10 protein-coding genes are annotated in these 25450 nt (G+C 69.4%); 6 read left to right on the forward strand and 4 right to left on the reverse strand.

Annotated features, from left to right (window positions below):
• The first annotated feature begins 112 nt into the window (after positions 1 to 112).
• The 4 genes from ACIGXW_RS02380 to ACIGXW_RS02395 are packed head-to-tail and all read left to right on the forward strand — an operon-like array spanning position 113 to position 17836.
• Positions 113 to 3283: a DEAD/DEAH box helicase gene (locus tag ACIGXW_RS02380; protein ID WP_399568977.1), complete on the forward strand. Its 3171-nt coding sequence runs from the start codon at positions 113 to 115 to the stop codon at positions 3281 to 3283.
• The gene (locus ACIGXW_RS02385; RefSeq protein ID WP_399568979.1) at positions 3280 to 8793 is read left to right on the forward strand and encodes a hypothetical protein; all 5514 of its coding nucleotides are present in this window, start codon (positions 3280 to 3282) and stop codon (positions 8791 to 8793) included. The genes ACIGXW_RS02380 and ACIGXW_RS02385 overlap by 4 nt, the downstream gene beginning before the upstream one ends.
• Positions 8790 to 15497, forward strand: coding sequence for a DEAD/DEAH box helicase (locus ACIGXW_RS02390; RefSeq protein ID WP_399568981.1), 6708 nt, complete (start codon positions 8790 to 8792; stop codon positions 15495 to 15497). Before ACIGXW_RS02385 ends, ACIGXW_RS02390 begins: the two co-directional genes overlap by 4 nt.
• Positions 15494 to 17836: a UvrD-helicase domain-containing protein gene (locus ACIGXW_RS02395; protein ID WP_399568983.1), complete on the forward strand. Its 2343-nt coding sequence runs from the start codon at positions 15494 to 15496 to the stop codon at positions 17834 to 17836. Before ACIGXW_RS02390 ends, ACIGXW_RS02395 begins: the two co-directional genes overlap by 4 nt.
• An 830-nt stretch (positions 17837 to 18666) precedes the next feature.
• Here the strand turns inward: ACIGXW_RS02395 and ACIGXW_RS02400 are convergent.
• The 3 genes from ACIGXW_RS02400 to ACIGXW_RS02410 all read right to left on the reverse strand — a co-directional run bounded on the left by ACIGXW_RS02400 (position 18667) and on the right by ACIGXW_RS02410 (position 20720).
• The gene (locus tag ACIGXW_RS02400) at positions 18667 to 19149 is read right to left on the reverse strand and encodes an Lrp/AsnC family transcriptional regulator (protein WP_071962182.1); all 483 of its coding nucleotides are present in this window, start codon (positions 19147 to 19149) and stop codon (positions 18667 to 18669) included.
• A 71-nt stretch (positions 19150 to 19220) separates the two neighbouring features.
• Complete coding sequence (locus ACIGXW_RS02405; protein ID WP_399568986.1) at positions 19221 to 19778, reverse strand: hypothetical protein; 558 nt, start codon at positions 19776 to 19778, stop codon at positions 19221 to 19223.
• A gap of 90 nt (positions 19779 to 19868) precedes the next feature.
• Positions 19869 to 20720, reverse strand: coding sequence for a hypothetical protein (locus tag ACIGXW_RS02410; protein ID WP_399568988.1), 852 nt, complete (start codon positions 20718 to 20720; stop codon positions 19869 to 19871).
• Positions 20721 to 21004: 284 nt separating this feature from the next.
• Here ACIGXW_RS02410 and ACIGXW_RS02415 point away from each other — a divergent pair, with 284 nt between their 5' ends.
• Together ACIGXW_RS02415 and ACIGXW_RS02420 are read left to right on the forward strand one after the other, a co-directional pair.
• Complete coding sequence (locus tag ACIGXW_RS02415; RefSeq protein WP_399568990.1) at positions 21005 to 22414, forward strand: FAD-dependent monooxygenase; 1410 nt, start codon at positions 21005 to 21007, stop codon at positions 22412 to 22414.
• A complete protein-coding gene (locus tag ACIGXW_RS02420) occupies positions 22381 to 23916 on the forward strand; it encodes an MFS transporter (RefSeq protein ID WP_399568992.1) in 1536 nt (511 codons plus the stop codon). The genes ACIGXW_RS02415 and ACIGXW_RS02420 overlap by 34 nt, the downstream gene beginning before the upstream one ends.
• A gap of 14 nt (positions 23917 to 23930) precedes the next feature.
• Here ACIGXW_RS02420 and ACIGXW_RS02425 read toward each other — a convergent pair whose 3' ends face one another.
• Positions 23931 to 25433, reverse strand: coding sequence for an FUSC family protein (locus ACIGXW_RS02425; RefSeq protein WP_399570792.1), 1503 nt, complete (start codon positions 25431 to 25433; stop codon positions 23931 to 23933).
• Positions 25434 to 25450: the final 17 nt, after the last annotated feature.

Consider the following 25450-nt stretch of genomic DNA (forward strand, 5'->3'; position numbering starts at 1 on the left):
GGCCGTCGACCCTGGATTCGACGGCGTCCGTCTCACCACTCGGCCGCCTCAAGGCCAGCCCCGCGCGACCACACTTCACATCACAAGCACACAGTCCACAGAGGAGCATCACGTGACCACGGCGAGGCAGCCCGAGGTTCCTGCAGGGCGCGACGCCGATCCGGCGCAGTCGGCATACCCGGCCGGTGCCAGGCCGGCCTTCGCCCCCGGCGCCCAGGTGCGCATCCGCCACGAGCAGTGGCTGGTGAAGTCCATCTCGGAGTCCTGTGACGGACTCATGGTCGAGGTCAGCGGCGTTTCCTCGTTCGTCCGTGGCACGGATGCGATTTTTTACTCCGGGCTGGACGCGATCGAGGTGCTCGATCCGCGGAAGACCCGGCTCGTGCCCGACGACACCTCCAAGCACGCCAAAGCCCGCCTCCACCTGGAGGCGGTCATCCGCAAGACCGCGCTGCCGCAGACCGAGCACGGCATCGCGCTCGCCGACTCCTTCCTCATGGACCGACAGGAGCATCAGCTGCGCCCCGCTGAGCTGGCGCTGTCCATGCGTAATCCGCAGCCCCGGCTGCTGATCGCCGACGTGGTCGGTCTGGGGAAGACGCTGGAGATCGGCATCACGCTCTCGGAGTTGATCCGGCGGGGGCGTGGCGAGCGCATCCTCGTGGTTACGCCCGCCCATGTGCTGGAGCAGTTCCAACGCGAGCTGTGGACCCGCTTCTCCCTGCCGCTGGTGCGACTGGACTCCACCGGCATCCAGCGCATCCAGCAGGAGATCCCGGCAGGCCGGAACCCGTTCGCCCACTTCAAGCGCGTCATCGTTTCCGTCGACACCCTCAAGTCGGCGACCTACGCCCACCACCTGGAGAACACCACCTGGGACGCGGTGGTCATCGACGAGTCGCACAATCTCGTGAACAAGGGCACCCGCAACAACCGCCTAGCCCACCGCCTTGCTGAGCAGACCGATGCGCTGATCCTGGCCTCCGCCACTCCGCACAACGGCGACGCCGAGTCCTTCGCCGAGCTGATTCGCATGCTCGATCCGGCGGCGATCGCCGACCCAAAGAACTACAAGGTCGCCGACCTCGACCACCTCTACATCAGGCGCACCAAGACCGACCGAGAAGTACGCGACGGGCTCAAGGGCAAGCCCTGGGCCGAACGCGGCGACTCCCTGCCGGTGTCGGCTCCGGCGACACCGAAGGAGATCGCCGTCCTGGAAAACTTGGCGAGCGAGTGGACCCCGGGGGATCCCAACCGTTCGTCGGTCTGCGCCGATCCCCTGGTTGGCTACAACTTCCTGAAGGCATTCCTCTCCTCCCACGTCGCACTGCGGAATTCCCTCGCCAACCGCCGTGCCTACCTGGACAACCCAAAGACGCGTACGGCGAAGGGCCGGACCAAAGCCGCGGCGGACACGCCAGAGCGCCGCGCCGCTCTCGCGTCCGAGAGCAAGGCGCTCACCGAACTGGAGTCACTGGTAGCGGACTTAACCAACCAGGACTCCGCCAAGCTCGACGCTCTCGTGCGCACACTGAAGGAACTCGGCATCAGCCCGCGCTCCGAGCGCCGCGTCGTGATCTTCTCCGAGCGTGTCGACACCCTGAACTGGCTGGCCCAGGAGGTCCCGGCCCGGCTCGGCTTCAAGGACAACCAGGCCAAGGCAGACGCGACGCGTCCCTGGAAGGCGTACGGCGGAGTCGTCGAGGTCATGCACGGCGACACCACCAACGACCAGCAACAGCAGGAGATCGTCGACCGCTTCGGCCGGCTCGGAGAGCCGGTAAGACTGCTGTTCACTGGTGACATCGCTTCCGAGGGCGTCAACCTGCACCACCAGTGTCACGACCTCATCCACTACGACCTGCCCTGGTCCCTCATCCGCATCGAGCAGCGCAACGGACGCATCGACCGCTACGGACAAGCGGTCAGCCCCGAGTTCCGTGCCCTCACCCTCACCGCCGACGTGCCCTGGCGGCGTGACGAGGGGAGCGGCGAGATGCTCACGCTCGACGACCGGCTCGTCGGCGCCCGCCTGCTGCGGCGCGAGGCACAGGCACACGAGATCGAGACCGGCGAGGGCAGCGCCGAGGCCGTCACCGGCCTCTACAACGAAAAGAAAGAAGAGGACCGCCTCACCCGCGACCTCATCAAGGGCGGGACCGTTGAGCGCTCCATCAAGCAGTCCCAGCAGGAGTCCGGCGGGGTCCTTGCTGGACTCCTCGCCGGCGCCAACGCCCGGCTCGCCGACCCGACGGCCACTCCTGCCACCCTCGGCACGGCCCCGGTGCTCGAGGCCGACGTCCCCCACGTCTTCACCGACACCAAGGCGTACTTCCACGCCGCGATGGACCTCATCTACCCGGAGGCAGAGCGCGCGGCCCTCGGCTGGAAGCCCGAGACGGCCCATGGCCGAATAGAGTTCACACCGCCCGACGACCTGCAGTACCGCTTACGGGCGCTGCCGAAGTCGTACCTGGAGCAGGAGAAGATCCTCACGACGTCCAGGTACGACGGCACGCTGCGCATCACCTTTGACAAGCAGTACGCCGCCGACCGCCTGGACGCCGCCCGCAACGCCAAGCAGGGAAAGACCGACCAGCCCACCTCCCAGTGGCCCAATGTCTCCTACGCCTCCGATATCCACCCCGTGCTCGACTGGGTGACGGACAAGGTCCTCGCCAAGCTCCAGTACGACGAGGCATTCGTCCTCGCCTACCGGCCCGACACTGCCAAGGCCAAACGGATCGACGCCGCCCTGCCCCAAGCCCTCAGCGGCCCGGTCTACCTCCTCCAAGGCGTCTACTCCAACGCGGGGGGCAAGCCGACGGTCGTGGAGTGGATGGCCGTCACCGGGCTGGCGGAGGCCACTCCTCGCGTATGGCGCATGGACTCGGCATTCCTCGCTGCCTGCGGCGTCGGCCCCGACATGCCCGGCCGCGCCCAGCCCGTCGCCGCCGACCTCCTCCAGGGACTCGTCCCCGCGGCTGTCGACGCGGCCGAGAACCACCTGCGCGAGCGCCGCGCCGACTATGACAAGCAGGTCGACTCCTACCTTGCCCCGTACGAGGACCGGGTGCAGGTCTGGGAGCAGGGCGCCCTGATCGCCGTCGGCAACCAGCAGCGCCGCATCCAGCAGGTGCACGACACGGCCGCCCGCCGCCGCGACCTCGTACGCCGCCTGCGGACCGACGGCGACCCGATGCTGCGGGTTCTGTGCGTCCTCGAACCCCTTCACCCCACCACTGCGTCCACCGCGTACGCCGAGGAGTCCGCACGATGAGCTACACCTACGACTCCTTCGCCAACCGCGGCGAATACCTCTCCGCCCACTACTTCAGCGAGGAGCTGGAGAACACCCTCAAGAAGGGCAAGGCGGGCGACCAGGGCCTGTTCAACTTGTGGACCGGCCGCGAGACCGACCTGCATGATGCCCAACCCACTCCGCGCGAACTCCTGCCCCGGCTCCGCGGCGACTACCTGGCCACTGTGCGCCCCTTCCTACATTTCCGCGCCCAGCAGGAAGAACCCGGCAGCACGTACGACGACCCGACGGGGGAGTGGGCCGAACACATCACCACCTGGCACACCACGGTCCTTAAGGCCCTCGGCTACAGCGGGCGGTCCGAGCCGATCACCGTGCACAACGCCGGCAAGGAGTACGAGCTCCAGGTTGCCTGGCACGGAGATGGCATCGTTGCCCTCGACTGCGGATGGACCGCCTCTCTCGACGATGCCCTCGACCCCGACGAGGCCGGACGGCTCCTCCACCCCCTCAAGACCACCGACGGGCTTCTCGAAGTCGGCGAGAAGCTGGCGGGCTGGCTCTTCCAGAGCGAACTGCACGAGCCCGGCGGCGACGCGCCCCGCTTCATCCTCCTGCTGTGCGGTGGCGTGCTCGTCCTCGCCGACCGCAACGCCTGGGCCGAAGGCCGCTACCTCGCCGCCAACCTGGACGCGGCCCTCGCCCGGAACGACACGGCGAAGGCCGGCGAACTCTCCCTCGTCGCCGCCCTCTTCTCCCGCGACACGCTCGCGCCCCGCCCCGACGGCAAGGGCCGGCGCATCGACGACCTGCTGAAGGCGTCCCGGGACAACGCCGTCGGCGTCAACTCCGAACTGCGCAAGGGACTCCAGCAGTCGGTTGAGATCATTGCGAACGAAGTACTCGCCCGCTTACGCGAGGCGACGGTCAAGCCGCGCGAGCTCGAGGACCTGAAGAAGGGCCCGTTCGCCAAGCAGCTCACGCGCGAATCCCTGCGCTACCTCTACCGCATCCTCTTCCTCCTGTACGCGGAGGCCCGCCCCGAACTGGGCATCCTGCCTGCCGACGACTCCACCTACCAGGCCGGCTACTCGATCGCCCGACTGCGCGAGCTGGTCGCGCGCGAGCGAAAGCTGGTCGACGAGGACAGCCGGGTCGGCTTCCACCTCTACGCCTCCCTCGACGCCCTCTTCAACAAGGTCAACTTTGGACATCGTCCGCACGGCACCGAAGCGGACGACGACAAGCCCGCCGCCGAGCGCAGCGAACAGCGCGGCCTCCGCTTCGAGCCGCTGCGCAGCGAGCTGTTCGACCCCAAGGCGATAACGCTCATCGGTAGTGGCGTCCTGGACTCCCGGTGGGACGAGGACGGGGACGAGGAGCCACAGTGGCTGGACCTGCGGCTGCGCAACGAGGCCCTGCACCAGGTGCTGCGTCTGCTCACCCTGAAGGAGGCCGGCCAGAAGGGCCGGCAGGGTGGCTTCATCTCCTACCGCAACCTCGGCATCAACCAGCTCGGAGCCGTCTACGAGGGCCTGATGTCCTACACCGGCATCATCGCCGAGGAGGAGCTGGCGGAAGTCGCCAAGCCCGGCGCGAAGAAGGGCGACAAGCAGTGCGGCGACCCGGAGAAGGGCTCCTGGCTCATCCCCGCCGACCGGCTGAACGACTACCCGGAGAACACGCACGTCGTGTACTCCGCCCAGGACGCCGAGCAGTACGGCCTCCGCGGCCCGAAGAAGTACGCCCCGGGTACGTTCGTCTACCGCCTGGCCGGCCGCGACCGCGAGACCTCCGCCTCGTACTACACCCCCGAGTCCCTCACCAAGGTCACGGTCGAGCTGGCGCTCAAGCACCGCATCGACCAGGAGAAGGACGCGGATGGCAACACGGTCCGGACGCGGGCGAGTGAACTGTTGCGCTACACGATCTGCGAACCGGCCCTGGGCTCCGGTGCCTTCCTCAACGAGGTGATCAACCAGGTCGCCGAGGAGTATCTCAAGCGTCGCCAGGAGGAGTTGGGTGTCAGCCTGGACACTTCGAAGGCGCTCGATGCCAAGCAGAAGGTGAAGGCGTACATCGCGCTCCACAACGCGTACGGGATCGACCTGAACGCGACCGGCGTGGAGCTTGCCGAGGTATCGCTGTGGCTCAACACCATGCACCCCGGTATGCGTGCGCCATGGTTCGGCCTGCACCTGCGGCGCGGCAACTCCCTTATCGGAGCGCGACGTTGGGTGTACGAGGTTGAGCGCATCAAGAAGGAGCGGACCATCGGCGCGCAGACGCCGACCAAGCTGCCGTTCCGGGCGACCGAGGACGGCGCGGAGCAGCCGCTGCCGGACGGGGCCGTGCACCAGTTCCTCCTGCCCACGCCTGGTTGGGGTGCAGTCGCGGGGGCGAGCGGCGACGCGAAGAAGTTGGTCGAGCAGCTCGCCGGGTCGCAGGTGGAACAGCTGAAGGCGTGGAAGAAGGGCGTTCAGACCAAGCCCAAGAAGACGGGCGGCAAGGCGAGCCAGCTCGCCCGGCTGCAGGCTGCGGCTCGTCGCGTCGAGTTCCTGTGGCAGCTCGTAGCCAAGCGCATGGAACTCAGCGAGCAGGAGATCGCCCGCACCATTGATGTCTGGGGGACCGACCGCGAGGAGGACGCGGAGGAGTACGCCTTCCTCCGCCGCGACAAGCAGAACGCGGACCAGAGGCTGCCGCTGACCAAGGAACAGGTCTTCAAGGACCTCTTCGAGGCGGAGGGCTCCCCGTACTGGCGCCTCAAGCAGGTCATGGACGCGTGGTGCGCGCTGTGGTTCTGGCCGCTGGACAAGGTGGGGCTGCTGGACGGGACGGACGCGGAGTACGCCACGGCTCCGGTGGTGACGGCGGAGGCGGGGGTGGACCTGGACGCCCTGCTGTCGTCGGTGGCTGGGGTGGCTGGGCAGGCCGTCGAGATCGAGACGCCGTTGCCTGCGCCCGAGCCCACGGCCGTGCCGCGATTCGTCGAGAGCCGGATGCTGTTTGCCATGGACGGGGACCAGATGTCTCTGGGCGAGGGCGGGGCCCACGAGGAGCTGGTGAAGAAGGAGGAACTCAAGAAGACACGTACCCTCTCCGGGCCGAAGAAGCCTCGTGGGCCGGTACGCCGGCGCGAGGTCATCCCGCTTGCGGACATGAACGACTGGATCGCCTTCCTGGAGTCCATGGTGGGCACGGAGTCGATCCGGGAGGACGCCTTTGCCGCATCCTTCGACTCCCTGGCGGAGCTGACGGCCCTCGAGGACCTGATTCAGGCCGAGATGGGCATGGATGACGCCCGGAAGGCGGTCGAGACGCGGTATCCGTGGATGCGGGTCGTCCGCGACATCGCCGAGGAGCAGGGCTTTCTCCACTGGGAGCTGGACTTCGCGGGCGTCTTCGAGAGTGAGGCGGGTGGTTTCGACCTGCAGGTGGGTAACCCGCCGTGGGTGCGGCCGGAGTGGAAGGAAGACCCGGTCCTCGCGGAGTATGAGCCGTGGTTCATGCTCACGGAGAAGCCGAAGGCGGAGGAGAAGAACCGGCTGCGAGAGGCGGAGCTTAAGCGAGAGGAGGTGCAGGAGTACCTGCTTGGCGAGGTGACGAATACGGTGACGACGGCGAGCTATCTTTCGGCATCGCCCGTCTACCCGCTGATTTCGGGCGGCCAGCCCGACCTGTACCGGGCGTTCATGTGCGAGGTGTGGGACCATGCCGGGCGCGGTGGGGCGGGCGGGATGGTGCACCCCGACACTCACTTCGCAGGAGACAAGGAGGCCGCGCTGCGTGCAGCGGCCTACCGGCGGCTGCGTGTGCACGGCGACTTCGTCAATGCCGGTAACCGCTTCTTCCCTCCGCCGGTAGGGCGGTCCAGCCACTTCGGTGTGCACATCTACGGGACCGAAGGGGAAATCTCCTTCAACTCGTTGTCGTGGCTCTTCACCGTCGACTCGCTTCGCTTGTCCGCCTCCGCCGAGGATGTCGGCGACGATCCCGGTGTCAAGTACGACGGCGACTGGGACGAACGCCCCCACCCGAAGCGCGTCGTCCGGGTCACTCCCGACACCCTCAAGCGGTGGCGTCGACTGACAGGTGATGAAGGCCCCCTGGAGCACACGCGTCTGCTCACGCCGGTGAGTACGGCGGAGGACCCGGCGATCGACGCCTTGGGTACCTATGCCCTGCGTCTCGGCACGCTGCATCCCGATATCTCTCCCGGGTATCACGAAAGCGGCGCCAAGAAGGCGAAGTTCGGCCCGGACAAGAATCAGCGGCTCATCGACTACAACACCGACGTCGACGGCCAGGATGACTATCACGCGGAGGCGTGGAACGAGGTCATCCTCAAGGGGCCGCAGATCGGCGTGGCCAACCCAATGTTCAAGCAGCCCAGCCAGGGCGGCGGCGAGGTACGTGGCCTTGACCCGAGGGCGCTCGCGGATGACGCGGTGCCGGAGTCGGAGTACCGGTGCGTGGCGCCGCGTGATGTGTTCCTGGACGAGCAGGACAGGTGGACCGACTGGGAGCGGTACGAGGTGCTTCTTGCGTCGGAGGAGGAGCGGGCGCAGGCCCGGCTTCGGATTGCAGAGAAGCGCAAGGTGCAGCCGGTGGAGGTCGGGGACGAGCAGGTCGAGAAGTACCTTCTTGCCAAGGCAAGCTATCCGTACAGTGACGACTATCGGGTTGCATGGCGTCAGATGATTGCACCAGACACTGAGCGCGCTCTGTATTCAGTGCTGTTGCCGCGTGGAGTCACGCACGTAGATAACGTGCAGAGCATGCGTGTGGGCAGCGAGAAACAAACAGCCCTCGTAAGTGGCATGTGGGCGGGGCTGCCTCTGGACTATCTACTGCGCATTACTGGGCTTGGACACTTGCGGATTGGTGCTGCAAGCACTCTCCCCGCCCCCCAAGAGAACCACCCCCTAGCCCCCGCCCTCCTCCTCCGCACCCTCCGCCTCAACACCCTCACCGCTGCCTACGCCGACCTCTGGGCGCAGCTCTACGACCCCAAGTGGCCGGGCTACGAGCCTTGGGCGATCGAATGGCCTCACCTCACGACCGAGCTGCACGCCGTCACCCCCACCTGGCAGCGCGACACCCCGCTCCGTACCGAGTACGCCCGCCGTGCCGCCCTCGTCGAGATCGACGCGCTCGTCGCCGTCTGGCTCGGTATCGACGAGGGCACACTCATCGCCATGTACCGGGCTCGTTTCCCGATCATGCAGGACTTCGACCTGGTGACGTGGTTCGACGCCACCGAGCGGAAGATCGCCGGGGACCGGTACACGTACGGGTTCGACCAGACCAAGGACCACTGGACCCAGTTCGAGGCCTACCAGGAGGCCCGCCAGAAGGACCCCAAGACCACCGTCCCCGTCCCCGACGGCTACACCGCCCCCTTCTACAAGGCCAACCGTGAGCGCGAAATGCGCGCTGCCCACGCCTACTTCAAGAGGCGTCTCGACGAAGCCGTGAGCAAGGGTCTGTGGGACCCGGAGAAGATGGAGGTCCCGACCCCGTGAGGCCGACCCTCGAAGCACAGGGACTCAAGGAGAGCCTGCTCCAGTACCTGTCCACGACGTACGGCCTCGCCGACGAGGGCGTACGTAAGGCGCTGCACGCCTTCCTCGGGGACGAGACGACGGGCATGTTCCGCGGCCCGTTTCTTCGCCTCCGCACCCCCTTCACCCCGGCCGGGGACGGTTGGCAGCAGCATCTGGACTGGTTACGTACGGACGGCTGGACGCCGTACGCGCACCAGGCCCGTGCCTTCGCCCGGCTTACCTCGAAGAACGGGCATGTTCCTCAGCCCACGCTGGTCACGACGGGTACGGGCTCCGGCAAGACCGAGTCGTTCCTCTACCCCGTACTTGACCACTGCGCCCGCGAGCGTGCGGCCGGGAACAACGGGGTCAAGACGATCTTCCTCTATCCGATGAACGCCCTGGCCACCGACCAGGCAGCCCGTATCAACGCGCTGCTCACCGACTACGACGAGTTGAGCGGCGTACGTGCCGGCCTGTACATCGGGGACAAGGCGGCGACGCACTACGACCGGGTCTACACGCGCCGGCAGGACATTCGGCTGTCCCCGCCGGACATCCTGATCACCAACTACAAGATGCTCGACCTGCTCCTGCAGCGAGCCGCCGACGCACCGCTGTGGGACGACAGCGACATCCGCTACGTGGTCGTCGACGAGTTCCACACCTACGACGGCGCGCAGGGCACCGACGTCGCCATGCTGCTGCGTCGCCTCGCCATCGCCGTCGGCGCGAACCAGCCCGGCAAGCCGCTCGGCACGATCACCCCCGTCGCCACCTCCGCGACCCTCGCCTCCGGCACCGATGCCGACGGGGTGCGGCAGCTCCTCACCGTGGCCGGCACTGTCTTCGGTGTCGAGTTCACCGAGGATGCGATCGTCGGTGAGAACCGGCTGACGGTCGACGAGTTCATGCTCGACGAGTCGATCACGGACGCGAGGTTCCTTCCCGGCCTGGCCGCACCCCCCGAGGCACTGACCGCCCTGCCGGATCCGGCCTCCGGCCCGGAGGCGCTCGTGGACCTTGCCGAGGCTGTCACCGGCGTCCGTACCACCGATCCGTTCGTCCTCGGTGCCGCGCTCAAGCGCAACCGTCTGACGTATGCGGTCCTGAAGGCCTTCGACGGCTCGGTGTGCACCTACGACGAGGTGCTCGACGTCATGCGCCGCAGCGGGGCGAAGAGTTGGGACGAGGCGATCACGACCCGGCCGCAGGTCGCCGCGGTGGCACTCGCCCGCTTCGTCGCCCTGTTGTCCGTGGCGCGCGACCCGGAGGCGCCGGCCGGGATCAGCCGCCCCTTCGTCCAGGTCGAGGTGCACCAGTGGGCGCGGTCCGTCACACGCATGCTGAGGGGAGTGCTGCCCTGGCCGAAGGCCGAATTCGCCTGGGACACGGTCGGAGCGAAGAGCCGGCTGCGTACGACGCCCCACACGACCACCTCGCGTGACACCAAGATCTTCCTCCCCGCGGTGTACTGCCGCGAGTGCGGACGCTCCGGCTGGTCGGTCCTGGCCCCCGAGTCGGACCTGGAGGAGCTGGATTTCGAGGCCCACAAGATTCGCCGGGCCACTGTTACGGCCACCAAGTCCAAGGTGCGCACCCTGGTGGCGGCCACGGACAACGAGGCTCGCGAGGGCAACGGCCGTACCGCCATGGACCGGGCGGCGCAGAGGTCGCTGACCACCGGTGGCGCGGGCGTGCTCATGGTCCTCGACGGCCCCTCCCGCCGCCTGCGCCTGCCCGATCCCCAGGGCGATTACGACAACGAGGGCGACCCGCAGCCCGCCGCCCCCGACTCGGTCTTCGTCCTGGTCCAGCTCGGGGACACCGCGGAACGGGCAGCCAAGGACGACTGGTGCCCGGCGTGCGGTACGCACAACGCCATCCGCTTCCTCGGTACGGGCGCCGCCGCGCTCGCCGCCGCGGCCATCACCCAGCTCTTCACCGGCGGGGAGATGGACAAGCAGCAGCGTGAGACGAAGGCGCTGATGTTCAACGACTCGGTGCAGGACGCCGCGCACCGGGCCGGTTTCGTCGCCTCCCGCTCGTACACCTTCTCCTTGCGGGCCCTGTTCACCAAGCACCTGAGCGAACAGCGGCCGAGCGCGCTGAACGACCTCATCGCTGATGTCGTCGCGTCCACCACCGACCGTGAGACGCTTGCTGCCGTCGTCCCGCCGGACCTGCATGACGACACGGGCGTCGCGCGCCTGCTGTCAGGCAAGGGACGTGGCGGGGACAAGAGGACCTGGAATCTGATTGGTGAGCGGTTCGCATTCGAGGCCGTGATGGAGTTCGGCCACCGTTCCCGCAACGGCCGTACCCTCGAACTGACCCGCACGGCTGCCGCCTGGGTGGGTATTCCCGACGAGCGGGCGGCCGTCGCGATCGTACGTGGCGTCCACGAGGAGTCCACCCACCATGGGTCGGTGCTCGCTGCACACGACGACGCCCGGTACCTGGCTTTCCTGCGTGGCCTGCTGGAGCGGCTGCGGACGCGAGGAGCGGTCGGGCATCGGTGGCTGGACAAGTTCCTCGACGAGGCGGGCACGAGCCGCTACTTCATCTGGGGTGGCCGCCCGCGCGGCATGAAGGCCTTTCCCAGGGGCGTCTCCGCGCCGAGCTTCCTGCTCGCCCGGCCCAAGCAGCGAAGCGAGTTCGACTTCGCCGCCGGGCGTCTGTCTTGGTATCAGTCCTGGGCCCAGCGCTGCCTCGACATGACCCGCGAGCAGGCCGACGAGTTCTGGGTGCGGCTGCTGCCCCGGCTCTCGGACGCCGGGCTGCTCGCGGCGCGCACCCCGCGCGACACGGCCGTCCGCGTCTACGGCCTTCAGCCGGGCGCCGTACGCCTGCAGTTGTTATCCGAGACTCAAGTCAACGAGTCGTATGTGCGCTGCCCGAAGTGCTTCTGGGAGCAGACCGTCCATCCCTCACTGCTGGCGCCGTACCACGGACAGCCCTGCCAGTCGTATCGCTGCTCGTCCGGTCGCCTTGTCGCGGGCGACAGATGGCTGGAGACGGTGGACCGGCACGACCGGGACCGCGACTACCGTGATGACTACTACCGCAGCCTGTACAGGAGAGCCGGTACCTACCAGGTCATCACCGCCGAGCACACCGGTCTGCTGTCCCGCGGCAAGCGCGAACGCGTCGAGGAGGCCTTTCGCAAGGGCGAGGGGTTCAACGACCCCAATGTGCTGTCCTGCACGCCCACCCTGGAGATGGGCATCGACATCGGCGACCTGTCCGCCGTCGTCCTCGGCGCCCTGCCGCGCCGGCCGGCCAACTATGCCCAGCAGGCGGGCCGGGCCGGGCGCCGTACCGGCAACGCCTTCCTCCTCACCATCCCGGACCGCTCCCGCCGTGACCTGTACTTCCTCGACCGGCCGCGGGACATGATCGACGGGCGGATCGTGCCGCCGGGCTCCTACCTGTCGGCCATCGAGATCCTGCGCCGCCAGTACACCGCCCACCTTCTTGATCTCGCGGCACGCGGCCGTCTGCTGCGCGAGGACGGCAAGCCGCTGGCCGCCCTGTCGCGCCGTGTCGACGAGCTCTTCGGCCCCTCCGGCTATCTCGCCGACTTCACCGAGGCCGCCCTGGCGCACGGAGAGGAGCTCGTCGCGGGCTTCCTTGCGTTGTTCCCGGCTGGGGTGAGCGAGACCGCCCAGGAGGAGCTGAAGCAGTACGCGGTCCGGGGCATCCGCAGCGCGATCGAGAAGGCCGAGCGGGATTGGGAGCGCGAGAACCAGAAACTGCGCACCCGTATCCGTACGATCCGCGCGGCGATCGACGAGCTCAAGGAAGGTGACGACGAGCAGGCGTCTACGAAGGCGGAGCTGGAGGCTGAGCTGGGCGCCCTCTCGAAGCAGGGAGCCACACGTCAGCGTCAGCCCGCCCAGACTGTGCTGTGCGACCTCGGTCTGCTGCCCAACTATGCCCTCATAGACGCAACGACCACCCTGGAGGCCACTGTCTACTGGCCCGAGGGCACCACACCCGAGGGGCGGGACGGCTACAAGTCGAAGCCGTTCTCCTACGGGCGGCCGCGCGGCTTCGCCCTGTCCGAACTCGCTCCCGGCAACACCTTCTATGCCGAGGGCTACAAGCACCGGATCACCGGCATCGACATCGTCACCGGCCGGGACCAGGACTGGCGCCACTGGCGCTTCTGCCCCTCGTGTGGCTATGTCCGCACTGAGAACGCCGAGAACGACATCGCCCCCTGCCCGCGCTGTGGGGAGGCGGGCATCGCCGACTCTGGCAGCCTGTGGCAGATCGTCCAGCCCAGCGTCGTCACCGCCCGCGACAAGCGCGAGGATGCCAGGATCGGCGATGAGAGCGACGACCGCGAGCGCCGGTTCTACACCGTCGTGGACATGGTCGACATCGCCCCCAAGGACTTCGCCGCGGGCAAGTCCTGGCGGCACACCAAGGAAATCTTCGGCGTCGACTACACCCGCCACGCCGTCATCCGTCGCGTCAACGCCGGACCGCTCAGCATCGGAGCCCAGGAGAACGACCACCTCGCCGGGCGGTCCGTGCGCATCGCGCCTTTCCATGTGTGCACCGCCTGCGGAGCCGCGACCGCCGATGGGCGGCCGGTCTTCGACGACGACCGCGACGCCGTCGACAACTCCGCCAACCGCCAGCGCGAACTCAAGCACCACACCCCCTGGTGCCCGCTACGGCGCGGCAAACAGGACGTACTCCAGGAACCCGTCCTGCTCGCTCACGAGCTGGAGACCGAAGCCCTGCGCATCCTGCTGCCCGCCGCGACCGTCCTCGTCGAGGAGAGGGTCCACTCCTTCCAGGCGGCACTGCGACTGGGCGTGGACGAAGCCTTCGGCGGCGATCCGCAGCACCTCGCTACCACCCTCGCCACCATGCCGGACCGCGACACCGCGGAGAAGCGGCACTTCCTGGTCCTGTACGACCGCCTCCCGCACGGCACCGGCTACCTCGACCGGCTTACCGACCCGGCAGCCTTTCGGCAGGTACTCGAAGGCGCGCGCCGACTTCTCCTGGAGTGCCCCTGCAACGGAGAAGGTGGGCCGGCCTGCCACCGCTGCCTGTACCGCTACGCCGACGAACAGCACATCGAGCGCGTCTCCCGCCAGGCCGCCTTGGAGATCCTCGACGAACTCCTCGGCACCGACACCGACGCGTGGAACACCAAACCGGTCGGCAACACCGACCAGATCGGCCTCGACGGACAGATCGAGTCCGACCTTGAGGCACGCTTCCTCAAGGCCCTGCGCGGGTGGGCCGGCCCGCGCGGCGACGCTGTCCTCGAAGAGAGCGGCGACAACAGTGCCTATTTGCGTCTCGACGAGGTCGGCACCGTCCATGGCTGGCGTCTGACCGCCCAGCGCAACGAGGGGTTCACCCGCACCGACTTCACCTTCGAACGCGTCGACGGCCCCAAGCAGAAGATCACTGTCTACCTCGACGGACACCGCTACCACGCCAGCCGCCAGCACAACCGGCTCGCCGGCGACGCCGACAAACGTAACCGGCTCCGGGCCGATGGGCGCATCGTCTTCCAGCTCACCTGGGACGACCTCGAGGCCTTCGAGCGGCAGACCAACACGGCACAGGCTTCCTCAGGGCGGGGGACGGCCGAGCCGGTATGGCCGCCCTACCCGCACAGCGCCCAGGACATCGCCAAGCAGCTCTACGCCGAACGTGGCGGCGATGATCTCGTCACCACCGCCTTCACCGACCCGATGACCATGCTCCTCGCCTACCTGCGTAGTCCGGACGGTACGGCCTGGGGTAGGCGGGCATCGGCCATTGTCGGCGGCCTTCTCGGAACCGGCCGGGAGACCCTCGTCGGCAACGGTACCCCCGACCAGACCCGCCAGACGCTCGACCGTCTCCTCGACGCCTGGGGCCACACCGACGGCATCGACTCGCCCCCCGTACAGGGCACGGGCACACTCAACCTGTTCCAGACCTGCGACCAGTCCGGTCTTCCCGTCGCCTTCCTCGTCGACGGAGCCACCGGCCACTGGTCCGCCCTGGTCTGCCTCGACGACACGGCACCTGACCAGCTCGGCACACCCGAGCACAAGGCACGCTGGCGCTCCTGGCTCCAGTGGTCCAACATCCTGCAGTTCCTCGCCCATGACGGCGGTGACGGTGTTCAGCTGACCACGGCCACCGCGGCGAAATGTGACACCTCGGTCCTCAAGGCGCTCGGCGGCCTCGGCGAACTCGAATCGCTGGCCATGCGGTACGGCACCGGCACACCTGCACCGCAGACCCCTGCGGTGCAGGCAGCCGAAGCCACTCCGCTGGAAGCGAAGTTGCGGGACCTGCTGTGGGACCAGGAGATCCTCGAGTACCTCGACGAGGACGAACCCGACGCCCCCCTCACCCGCCTCGCCCACGCCTTGGCCAACGGCGGCAAGAAGGCCCCCGCTTACGGCTACGAGCTCGGCGAGCGTGGCTGGCTCGCCGACTTCGCCTGGGACCACGGCGACCAGCGGATCGCCGTCATGGCCGAGCCGTACGACCACGAAGACGACGAGAGCGACAAGACCTGGCGCGCCTACCGCGACGCCGGGTTCACCATCCGTTCGGCCCACGACTGGCTCGCCGATCTCGGCTCCCTGCTGACCATGCTCCCTGACACCACCACCCGCCCCGACCCGGAAGAACAGGGGGCAGCACGATGACCGCACGCCTCAGCCTCTACCAGAAGGCCGAAAACGAGCTCTACAAGATGGAGTCGTCGGTCAAGACGAAGTTCTACGACTTCTGTCACCAATTTCGCCTCGACCCCGACCACCCCAGCCTCGACCTCAAGCCCCTCAAAGGCGACGGCCGGATCTTCCGAGCCAAGATCGACCGTTCGTACCGGGCGCTTCTCGCCCGGGCCGGTGTCGGTTCCGATGGCATCCCGCAGTGGCTGATCGTCGCCATCCGCCACCGCAAGGACGTCTACGAGGAACTCACCGTCGCCATCAACCGGATCACCGGTGAGATCGAGTTCGTCGACCTCGGCGTCGTCGGTCAGAGCGTTCTGCAGCGCGCGGGACTCCAGCTCACCCCGGCTCCGGACGAGCAGGCCATGTCGGCCGAGCCCACGCCCGCACCCGTCGTGATGCCGGAACCGACCGTCCCCGCCGAACCGCTCCTCGTCGGCTGCACCCCCGAAGACCTGCGTCGGCTCGGTGTCGCCGACGCGCTCATCGATCTCGCCCTCACCGTCACGACCGACGAGGAACTCGACCAGCTCATCGCCGGCGCTCCGCGCCTGACCGCCGAGGTCCTCACCGGCCTCGGCTCCGGCATGTCCGTGGACGAGGTCGAGCGTGAGATCACCCAGCCCGCCGCCACCGAACTCCAGCCGGGCTTCGAGGACGACATGGCGGCGGCTCTCACCCGTACCGCGGTTACCACCGTCGACGACGACATCCGCAATGTCCTGGCCGAGGGCGACTTCCGCGCCTGGAAGGTCTACCTCCACCCCACCCAGCGCAAGATCGTCGAACGGAACTACAGCGGCCCCGCCCGTGTCAGCGGCGGCCCCGGCACCGGCAAGACCATCGTCGCCCTGCACCGCGTCGCCCGCCTCGCCGCTGCCCTGCCGCCCGGCCACAGCAAGCCGATCCTGCTGACCACGTACACCAAGAACCTCACCGCTGACCTGCGCTCCCGGCTCACATCACTCATGGACCCGGCACTGCTCGGCCGTATCGATATCAAGCACATCGACCAGCTCGCGCAGAGCGTCCTTACTGAGAACACCGCGCCCGGCTCGCAACGCAGTCTGATCACCGACGACCGGGCCCTGGACGTACTGCGCGAAGTGCTCTTCGAGCACGACGAGCAGCGATGGGACGCTGAGTTCCTCTTCGACGAATGGGAACAGATCGTCCTCGGTCAGTCCCTTGCGACCCGCCAGGACTACTTCAAGGCCCGCCGCGCCGGCATGGGGCGCGCCCTCAGCCGTCCCGAACGAGCTGCCATCTGGAAGCTGCTTGACCAGTTCACCCTGCGCCTCAACGGCCTGGGCCGAGAGACCTGGGCCCAGGCCGCCGAACGGGCAGCTCGCTACGAATCGGAACGAGCCCGCAAGATCCAGATCCGTGCCGAGCACAAGGCAGACATCGGCGGCGGCGACCTGGTCCACCTCGACGACAACAGCTCCGCAATGCGCTACCTGCATCATCGCTACCAGCACATCGTCGTCGACGAGGCCCAGGACCTCAGCTCCGCCCACTGGAAGATGCTGCGCGCCATGGTCGCGCCCGGTTCAGGTGACCTGTTCATCGCCAGCGACACCCATCAGCGAATCTACGACCGGCAGGTCACCCTCTCCACCGTCGGTGTTCACATCCGCGGTCGCTCCTCGAAGCTGACGCTCAGCTACCGCACCACTCAGGAAATCCTCGACCAGGCCGCCAAGGTCGTCCGCGGGGCCACCTACGACGACCTTGACGACGGCACCGACACCCTCGACGGCTACCACTCCCTACTGCACGGCCCGGCCCCCGAGTACGTTCCTTGCGCCGACTGGACCGATGAGATCACCCAGCTTGCCGAGGCTCTCAAGCAGTGGCGCGCGGACATCACCCAGCCTGCCGCGGACGGCACCGTACGCGACCCGAGCGGCACCATGGCTGTCTGCGTCGCCGACGGCGAGATGGCTGGCCGCGTCGCCGCCGACCTGGAGATGAAGCACGGCATCACTACAGCAACCCTCACCAAGGACGGTCCGCAGGGCAGCGGCGAGGTCCACATCGGCACGATGCACCGGTTTAAGGGGCTTGAGTACCAGAAGCTTGCGATCATCGGCGCGAGCGACGGCATCCTTCCGCGCACCGCCCTCGTCGAGAAGTACGCAACTACCGACCCCAACCGCTACGAACGCGAGCTCAAGAAGAGCCGTAACCAGCTCTTCGTCGCCACCACCCGAGCCCGTGACGCGTTGCGCATCTCCTGGCACGGCAAGCCCAGTCCGTTCCTCCCCATGCAGAGCCCCGCCACCAGAGGTTGCGGGACTTCTTAGTTGCGGTGCTGCGCTTGGTGGCTACTCGCCCTTGGGCTCGTTGTAGGCGCTGTCGAACAGTCGATGAACTCGCGGAGGGTGCCGATTCTCCGCCTTCGCTACCGTCCCTGTCAGCGTTCACGACCGCTGGGACGGCGTATGGACTACTACCCGCACCAGCACCTTGCGGCGCTGACGGATGCCACGGTCCGAGCCGATCTGCTCAGCGGTGCCCACAGCCTGTGGTACGAGTACGTCTGCCTTCGGCTTCACCAGGCGCTCGCCGATCTGGCAAGAGTCTTAAGGAGCGGCAGAAGGCTGCCGCTGACCTCCGGGTACTCGTCACAGCACACTTCAGCGGCGGGATGTGGGCTTCACTGGATGACGCCAGCAGCGGGATTTTTGCGGAGCCGTACGACTCTGACGGTTTCTATATGACGGCTGCGCTCTTCCCGTTGCCCCGAGCGCCGACGGGATCGCCCAGTTGTTGAAGTCGGTGGAGGAGAAGCCGTTGCTGCTTGCTGACTGGGCTGAGACACCAGTGGGAACGGCGCTCGCCGGGACGAAGATGGTGGTAACTAAGCGTTACGACTGCTGATTGGTCCGGCAAGGATGCAGAGCTGCGAGTGCAAGGGATGCGCCACGGCTGGTTTCTGTGCGCCGCGCCCGCTCCTGCCGCCATGGCCATCCCTGAAGGGGATGACTACGGCACCGGGTTGGTGTAAGTCGTCATCCGGTTAGCCTGGGGTTGTCCTAACGGGGGTTGGCGGATACGAACGTGGACAACCCGCACCGGCGGGTGCGGCTGTCGTTCCTGGGCTGAGCGCCGGGGGCCCGGGTCCGAGGGCCCGTCAGGAGGGCCGCTGCGCCGCGCGCCCCACCGCGTCCACCAGCGGCACCATGCGGTAGGGCACGCGCTCGCGCAGCACCATCTCGGTGCGGGTGCGCACCACGCCGGGCAGCTGGACCAGCAGCTGGATGACGTCCTCCAGGTGCGCCGCGTCCCGCGCGACGACCCGTGCCATCAGATCACCGCCCCCGGTGATCGAGAACGCCTCGATGATCTCCGGTACGTCGGCGAGCGCGTTCGCCACCGTGTCCAGGTGGCCCTGGGTGACCTCTATGTGGACGAACGCCAGCACGGGGTGGCCCAGGGCGGCGGGGGACAGCCGTGGCCCCGTGCCGGTGATCACGCCGTCCCGCTCCAGCCGGTCGAGCCGGGCCTGGAGCGTGCCGCGCGCGATGCCGAGCACCCGCGCGTACTCCCGCACGCTCGTGCGCGGCTGCTCCAGCAGCAGCCGCAGGATCCTGGCGTCCAGCGCGTCCACGGCCATGGGCCATCGGCTCCCTCATGATCGAGATTCCGGGCCCCGAACTGTACCAATGGCTCAGGCGCCAGCGTGGTTCAGCCGTCGTGGTGAGCCTTCGTCGGTCCGACGATCGTGACGGTGGTGGGGCCGGATGCCGAGGTGAGGCCCTGGGGGGTCAGGCATGCGCGGACGCTGGAGGCGAGCAGAGTGACCTCGGTGACGACGGCGGCTCCGGTGAACTTCCCGGACGTGATGGTCCCCGTGCTGATGGTGACCATGTTCCCGTTGGGACGCACGGCGGCGAGGCTGGTGATGGAGGCGGTGGAAGAGGTGCCGTTGTTCCAGCGGAAGGTGAGCGTGCCCTTCGCGGGGCCGAGCAGGCAGGAGAGCGTACCCGTCGAGTTCCCCCCGAAGGTGGCCGAGGTGAGCGTGGGGTCGGCGGAGACGGGGCAGCCGACGACGGCTTTCGAGCGGACCGCGGTGGATCGGGCGGCGTAGGTGAGTCCGGGGGAGTAGTCGGCGGCGACGGTGCCCGCGCACGCCACGAGGGTGGCGGAGCCTTCGTGGGCGTGCGCCGACGGGGCGCTCGTCATGAGGGCGAGGAGGGCCGCGGCCACGACGGCTCGCGCCGTGGAGAGGTATCTCGTGATCACAGGGTCCCTTTCCTGTACGGAACGGCGGAGATTACCGGTGGAGAGACGATGGGGAGACGACGGGGAGAAGAGCCCTGGCGACGGGCGGGCTCACGTGCGGTGCACGGTGACCGAGACGGTGCTGCACTGGCCGTCGGCCGCGGTGTAGACCCGGCCGTCGTTCTCCATGCCGAAAGGGCCCAGATCGACGAGCGAACGCGTCAAGTGCGCCCCTTCGACGCGCACTTCCACCACGTCGGGGCAGGCGTCGAGGACAGCGGATCCCAGCTGATGGAACGTGTGCTGGCTCGATCGGCTGATGTGCTCGGTGAACGCCTCCGTCAGCGCCCGGCGTGCTCGATCCCGGCAGTCACCGTAGTCCACCTCCCCTTCCGCGAGCCGCCACGTCACGTCCAGCCGTGCGCCGAAGACGCGATCGGTGAACACCTGCGTGGTGGTGTACTCGTCGCGCGCGAAGCCCGTGAACGTCGCCCCGGCGGTGACGAACAGCTCCACGTCCCGCAGGCCGCCGCACACGAGGGGAGGGCCCTCGCGCGAGAGGGTGACACCGGCGTGGTCGCGCGGAAGCGGGGCCGCGGCGAAGTGCCGTACGCCGGGCGGCGGTGCGCCGGCCGCCAGCGGGGCCAGGTCCGACGACGACAGACGCAGGTCGACGGTCCCGACCGGTGGCGCCGCCGCGAGGAAGCGCTCGCTCAACGCCAGTGCGTACGCCTCGGGTTCGGACGCGGTGTGCACCGCCCCGAGCGCCAGCACCGTGTTGCTGATCGCGCCCGTGGGGAGCAGACGGGCGTTGTCGCCGTCCTGATACACCTCGGGAAGGTCCGCGAGGAAACGGACGTCGGCGCGGATCCTGCGGACTCTCTGCTCGGGCCGCGCCCTGTCCACGAGCAGGAATTCGATTCCCGATTCCCCGTAGGAATGGTCGCCGATGACGTGTCCCACCGTCCTCCGTTCCGCAGCGCGCGAGACCGGCTGTGCAGGCCTTCCTCACCCTCATGGAGGTCGCTCCGGGGGTCAATATCCCGAGCGAAAGTAGGAATGCAGGAAAAGCGGGTAATCGGATAGCACGGCCAGGGGGGGCGTGCACGTTCGCCATTCGAGCGGCAGTGCCTTTGGCGCCGGGCGTCTGGACAGGCGAGAGGGCGGATGCCACGCTGGCGACCGGTCACCGGGAGCCCGCTCAGCATTGCCTCCCGGAACGGCGACAAGCGAATGAAGGGCACCGCATGCCCGGCAGCGTCTTACCCGACTCCGTCCAGGTCGCCATTGTCGGAGCAGGCCCCGTGGGCCTGCTGCTGGCCGGCGAATTGTCCTCGCGCGGCATCACCTGCGCGGTCCTGGAGCGGGAGTCGCGCACCGCACAAGTGACACGGGCGCTGGTGCTGCATTCGCGGACGCTGGAATATTTCGACATGCGCGGCATGGCCGATTCCTTCGTGGCCGCCGGGCACCCCTACCGCCACTATCCGCTGGGTACCGCGCGCACCAAGGCTCCCTTCGCCGGCCTGGACAGTCCCTTCGCCTACGCCCTCGCCCTGCCGCAGTACCGCACCCAGTCCCTGCTGGAGGCGTACGCCCGGGCGCACGGAGCCCTCCTCGTACGGGACGCGGAGGTCACCGGCCTGCTCCAGGAGACCGACGGCGTCCTGCTCACGGTCCGACACGCGGGGCGGGACAAGCGGCTGCGCGCCGGCCATGTGGCGGGATGCGACGGCGCCCGCGGCGCCGTACGCCGCCTCACGGGCATCCCCGCCCCCCACTTCGTGTACCCCTACGACGTCACCTCCGTCGACGCACGGCTGGACCTCGAACCCCAGCAGCCATGGAGCCGGTGCGGCACCGACGGCATGGCGATCCTCCTGCCGTTCGGCGACGGACGCTGGCGCCTGATCCTCTACGACTACGGGCCGCCCGAACCGGACGGCGCCCGGGCGGCCGACCCCGCACGGGCCGCGGCGCTGCTGCGCCGCATCGCGGGACGCGACCTCGCCCTGCGCGACGTGCAATGGGCCAGCCGCTACCGGTGCGAGCGCCGCCACGCGACCCGCTACCGCCACCTCCGGGTGGTCCTGGCCGGCGACGCCGCCCACGTCCACCCGCCCACCGGCGGCCAGGGACTCAACACCGGGATAGCCGACGCCATGAGCCTCGGCTGGCGCCTCGCCCTGGCCGTCACCGATCCGCGGCACGACGCCCTGCTGGACGCCTATGCCGACGAGCGCAGACGCGCCGCCACCGCGGTGCTGCGCCTGACCGGTGCCCTGCTGCATCTCAACGCGGCCGCCTCCCCGCGGGCCCGTGCCGCACGCACCGTCGCCCTCCACGCCGCCCGGCTGCCGGTCGTACGACGCCACCTCGCCGCCGCCCTGGCCGGGCTGTCCCCGAAGGTCCTGCCGGCGGGCGACCGGCTCCGCAGCGGGCACCGCGTCCCCGATCTCCCCCTGACCGCACAGCCGGCCCAGGGCCGGCCGGGCCGGCTGTTCGAAGCACTCCGCACCGGCGATCACGTCCATCTCACGCCCGGGTGCGGCACGGCCGACCCCCGGGCCGACGACATGGCCCATCCCCTGGTGACCGTGCGCTCCGACGCCTGCCGGCGTGCGTGCATCATCCGCCCGGACGGGCACGTCCTCTGACCAGCGGCACCGCCCCGACGACGCGTACCCCGGCCCGTGCCCGGCTGCCGGAAGCCGCCGTGGTCGCCTGCCATCTGGCGCTCCTGTGCGGGGCGCTGGCCATCGCCGCCCCGACGGTGGCCGTGCCGACGACGTCAGGCGCCCTGCACCTGAGCCCGGCGCAATCGCAGTGGTTCGCCGCCGGCTACCAGCTGATGGCGGGGCCCCTGCACCTGGGAGCCGGCCGGCTCGCCGACCGCTTCGGCCCGCGCCGCATCCTGCTGACCGCGCTGGCCCTCTTCACCACGGGGAGCCTGCTGGCCGTCACGGCCGCCGACGCACCCTCTCTGATCGCCGCCCGCCTGCTGCAGGGAACGGGCGGCTCCGCTCTCTCGCCCGTGAGCCTCGCCCTCCTGCTGAGCCTGCGGCGTTCCCCCTCCGGGAACGAAGCACGTGCCGTCGCCGGGTGGGTATCCACCGCCGCCACCGCCTCCTGCCTGGGACCGCCGCTGGGCGGCTTCCTCACCGGTGCCTTCGGCTGGCGCGGCGTCTTCGGCGCACTCGCTGTTCTCGCCGCCGTCACGGCCTGCTGCTGCGCGCGCTCCCTCCCCGCGCACAAGCCCCTCACGCCGCCCGCGCCCGTCGATACCACGGGAATCGCCCTGTGCACAGGGGCCGCTGCCGCGACGCTGATCGCGCTGACGGGCCCGACGGCCGCCGCTCCTGCCACCGTCGCGCCGGCCGCGGCAGCGAGCGCCGCCGCGCTCCTCGCCCTCCTCGTCCGGCGGACCCGGTGGCACCCGCATCCGGCATTCGATCCGCACCTTCTGCGCCGGGGCCCCGCGAAGCGTGCCCTGGTGGGGCTGTTCACGCTGTTCGCCGCGAACTCCGCCTTCACCTTCCTCGCTTACTTCCATCTCTCGCACGCCCACGGCCTGGGCCCCCTCCGGGCCACGCTGGTCATGCTGCCCGCCACGGTGCCCGCCGTCCTTACGGCCCGCGCGGGCGCCGCGCGCTCGGCACAGGGGCGCGGCCCGGTGCTGCTGCGGGCCGGTCTGCTCGCTGTCGCGTCCGGCCTGTTCGTCGCCACCGCCGGTCTCCGCCACCCCACGCCCCTGTGGCTGCTGGGCGGCGCCTCGTTCCTGGTGGGCTGCGGTCTGGGCCTGGCCAACGGGGCGGCGATGACCGAGGTCACCAGCCACCGCGCCCCGCACCACACGTCCCGGGCCACCGCCATGGCCACCACCTTCGCCATGCTGGGCGGCGCGTCGGGGCCGGCCGTGGCGGGAGCCGTGCTCTCCGTCCTGGGCCGGCTGCCCTTCCTGTGCGGGGCGCCGTCCTGTGACCTGCCCGGCGCGGCGTTCGCTCCGGCAGAAGACACCTCCGGCGGGCTCCACGGCTCCTGGACGGTCGTTCAGCAGGACGCGACGGCCGGTGTCCACCTCACCCTGGCACTCATCGCACTCGCCACCGCGGCCGCGGCCTTCGCCCTCACGCGACGGCGCCCCCGCCCAGCCGGGTGAGGGCGCGGCCGTCCTCAGGCGCCGGCCAGCGGCGGGCGCCGGCTGCTCAGCAGGGGTGCGGCCAGCTCGGCGAGCGCCCTCTCCAGGTCGTGCAGATGGGCCAGGGCCCGCTCGGCGCCCGGGTGGTGGTGCGGGGCGGCCGCGGCGAGGTCCGCCGCCGGGGCGCCGGGCGCTCCGGCCGGCACCAGGGCGTGCAGCGCCTCCTCGACCCGCCGGCAGGCGGCCGTGAGCCTGGCGTCGTGCGAGGCGTCGGGGTCCGCGGCGACAGCCGCGAGACCGCGCGCCTGGTGCACGCAGTCGTCGAGGTGCACCATGACCTGCCGCGCGCGTTCCCGGCGCTCCCGCAGGGGGCTGAGCGGGTGCAGCAGCGGGGCCAGGGAGATCCGTACCCGGCCGAGGAGGAGCTCGAGCTCGGCGACGTACGGGGCGGGGTCGGCCGCCTCGTCGCCCGCGAGCCGCCGCGCGGACGTCGCCGTGCAGTGCCGCACGGCCACCAGGGCGCGCCGGATCCAGGCGTCGGTAGCGGCGTGGGTGGTCACGGGCAGCACCACGGCGACGGCCACCGCCGCACCGAGGGCGCCCACGAGGGTCTGCTCGAAGCGCAGCGCCAGCAGACCGGGGTGCAGCACGCCGAGGAGCCCGTACAGCAGGCCGGCCATGACGGTCACGAAGAACATCATCCAGCTGTAGGAGAGCGCCGCGGTGTAGAAGATGCCGAAGACACAGGCGCCCACGAGGGCGGCGGTGGGCCCGGGCGCGCCGTCCAGCGGCACGGCGACGACCAGCCCGACGGCGATGCCTGCCAGCGTGCCGACGACGCGGCGGAAGCCGCGCACCAGGGTCTCGCCGCGCGAGGAGGTGTTGACGAAGATCCACCAGGCCGTACCGACGGCCCAGTACCAGCGCTCGTCGGAGATCGCCTGACCCACGCCGAGCGCGATGGCGCAGGCGAAGGTGTTCTGGAACGCCTGCCGGGTGGTGGGGCGGTCGAGCCCGCGTGCCGTCAGGGGCGCGGGCGCCACCGGCGGCGGCATGCGGCGCTCGAAGCACCACAGGCAGAAGCGGACGAGGCAGGACGCGGCGAGCGCCATGGCCATGGCCGCGTACAGCTCGGGCAGCTGACCCGGCACGGCGTGCAGGAACTGCGCCATGAAGAAGGTCATGAACCCGAAGATCCCCAGGGCGTGGCCGCGCGGGCCCCAGCGGCGCGCGTACACGCCGGCGAAGACGACGGCGAGGAACGCGGTGTCGCGCACCGGGGGGTGGTCGTGCAGCGCCGCCGCGAGGGCGAGCACCGGGAAGCCCACGACGGGCAGCCACGCGGTCGTCACGACCTGGGCGGCGACCTTGGCGTCAGTGACCGTGAAGAGCGCGAGCAGCGCGGCGAGACCGCCGGCGATCGTCGCGGCGAGCGAGTGGGTGGTCAGGTCGCAGACGGCCACGGCCAGCCCGACGCCGAGAACGGCCCGGGCCGAGCTGCGCAGCCGCAGCCGGCCCGGGTCCGGGGCCACGAACATCCTCTTCAGCAATCTCT

Source organism: Streptomyces sp. NPDC053079 (genome assembly GCF_044546695.1).
Taxonomy (GTDB): domain Bacteria; phylum Actinomycetota; class Actinomycetes; order Streptomycetales; family Streptomycetaceae; genus Streptomyces.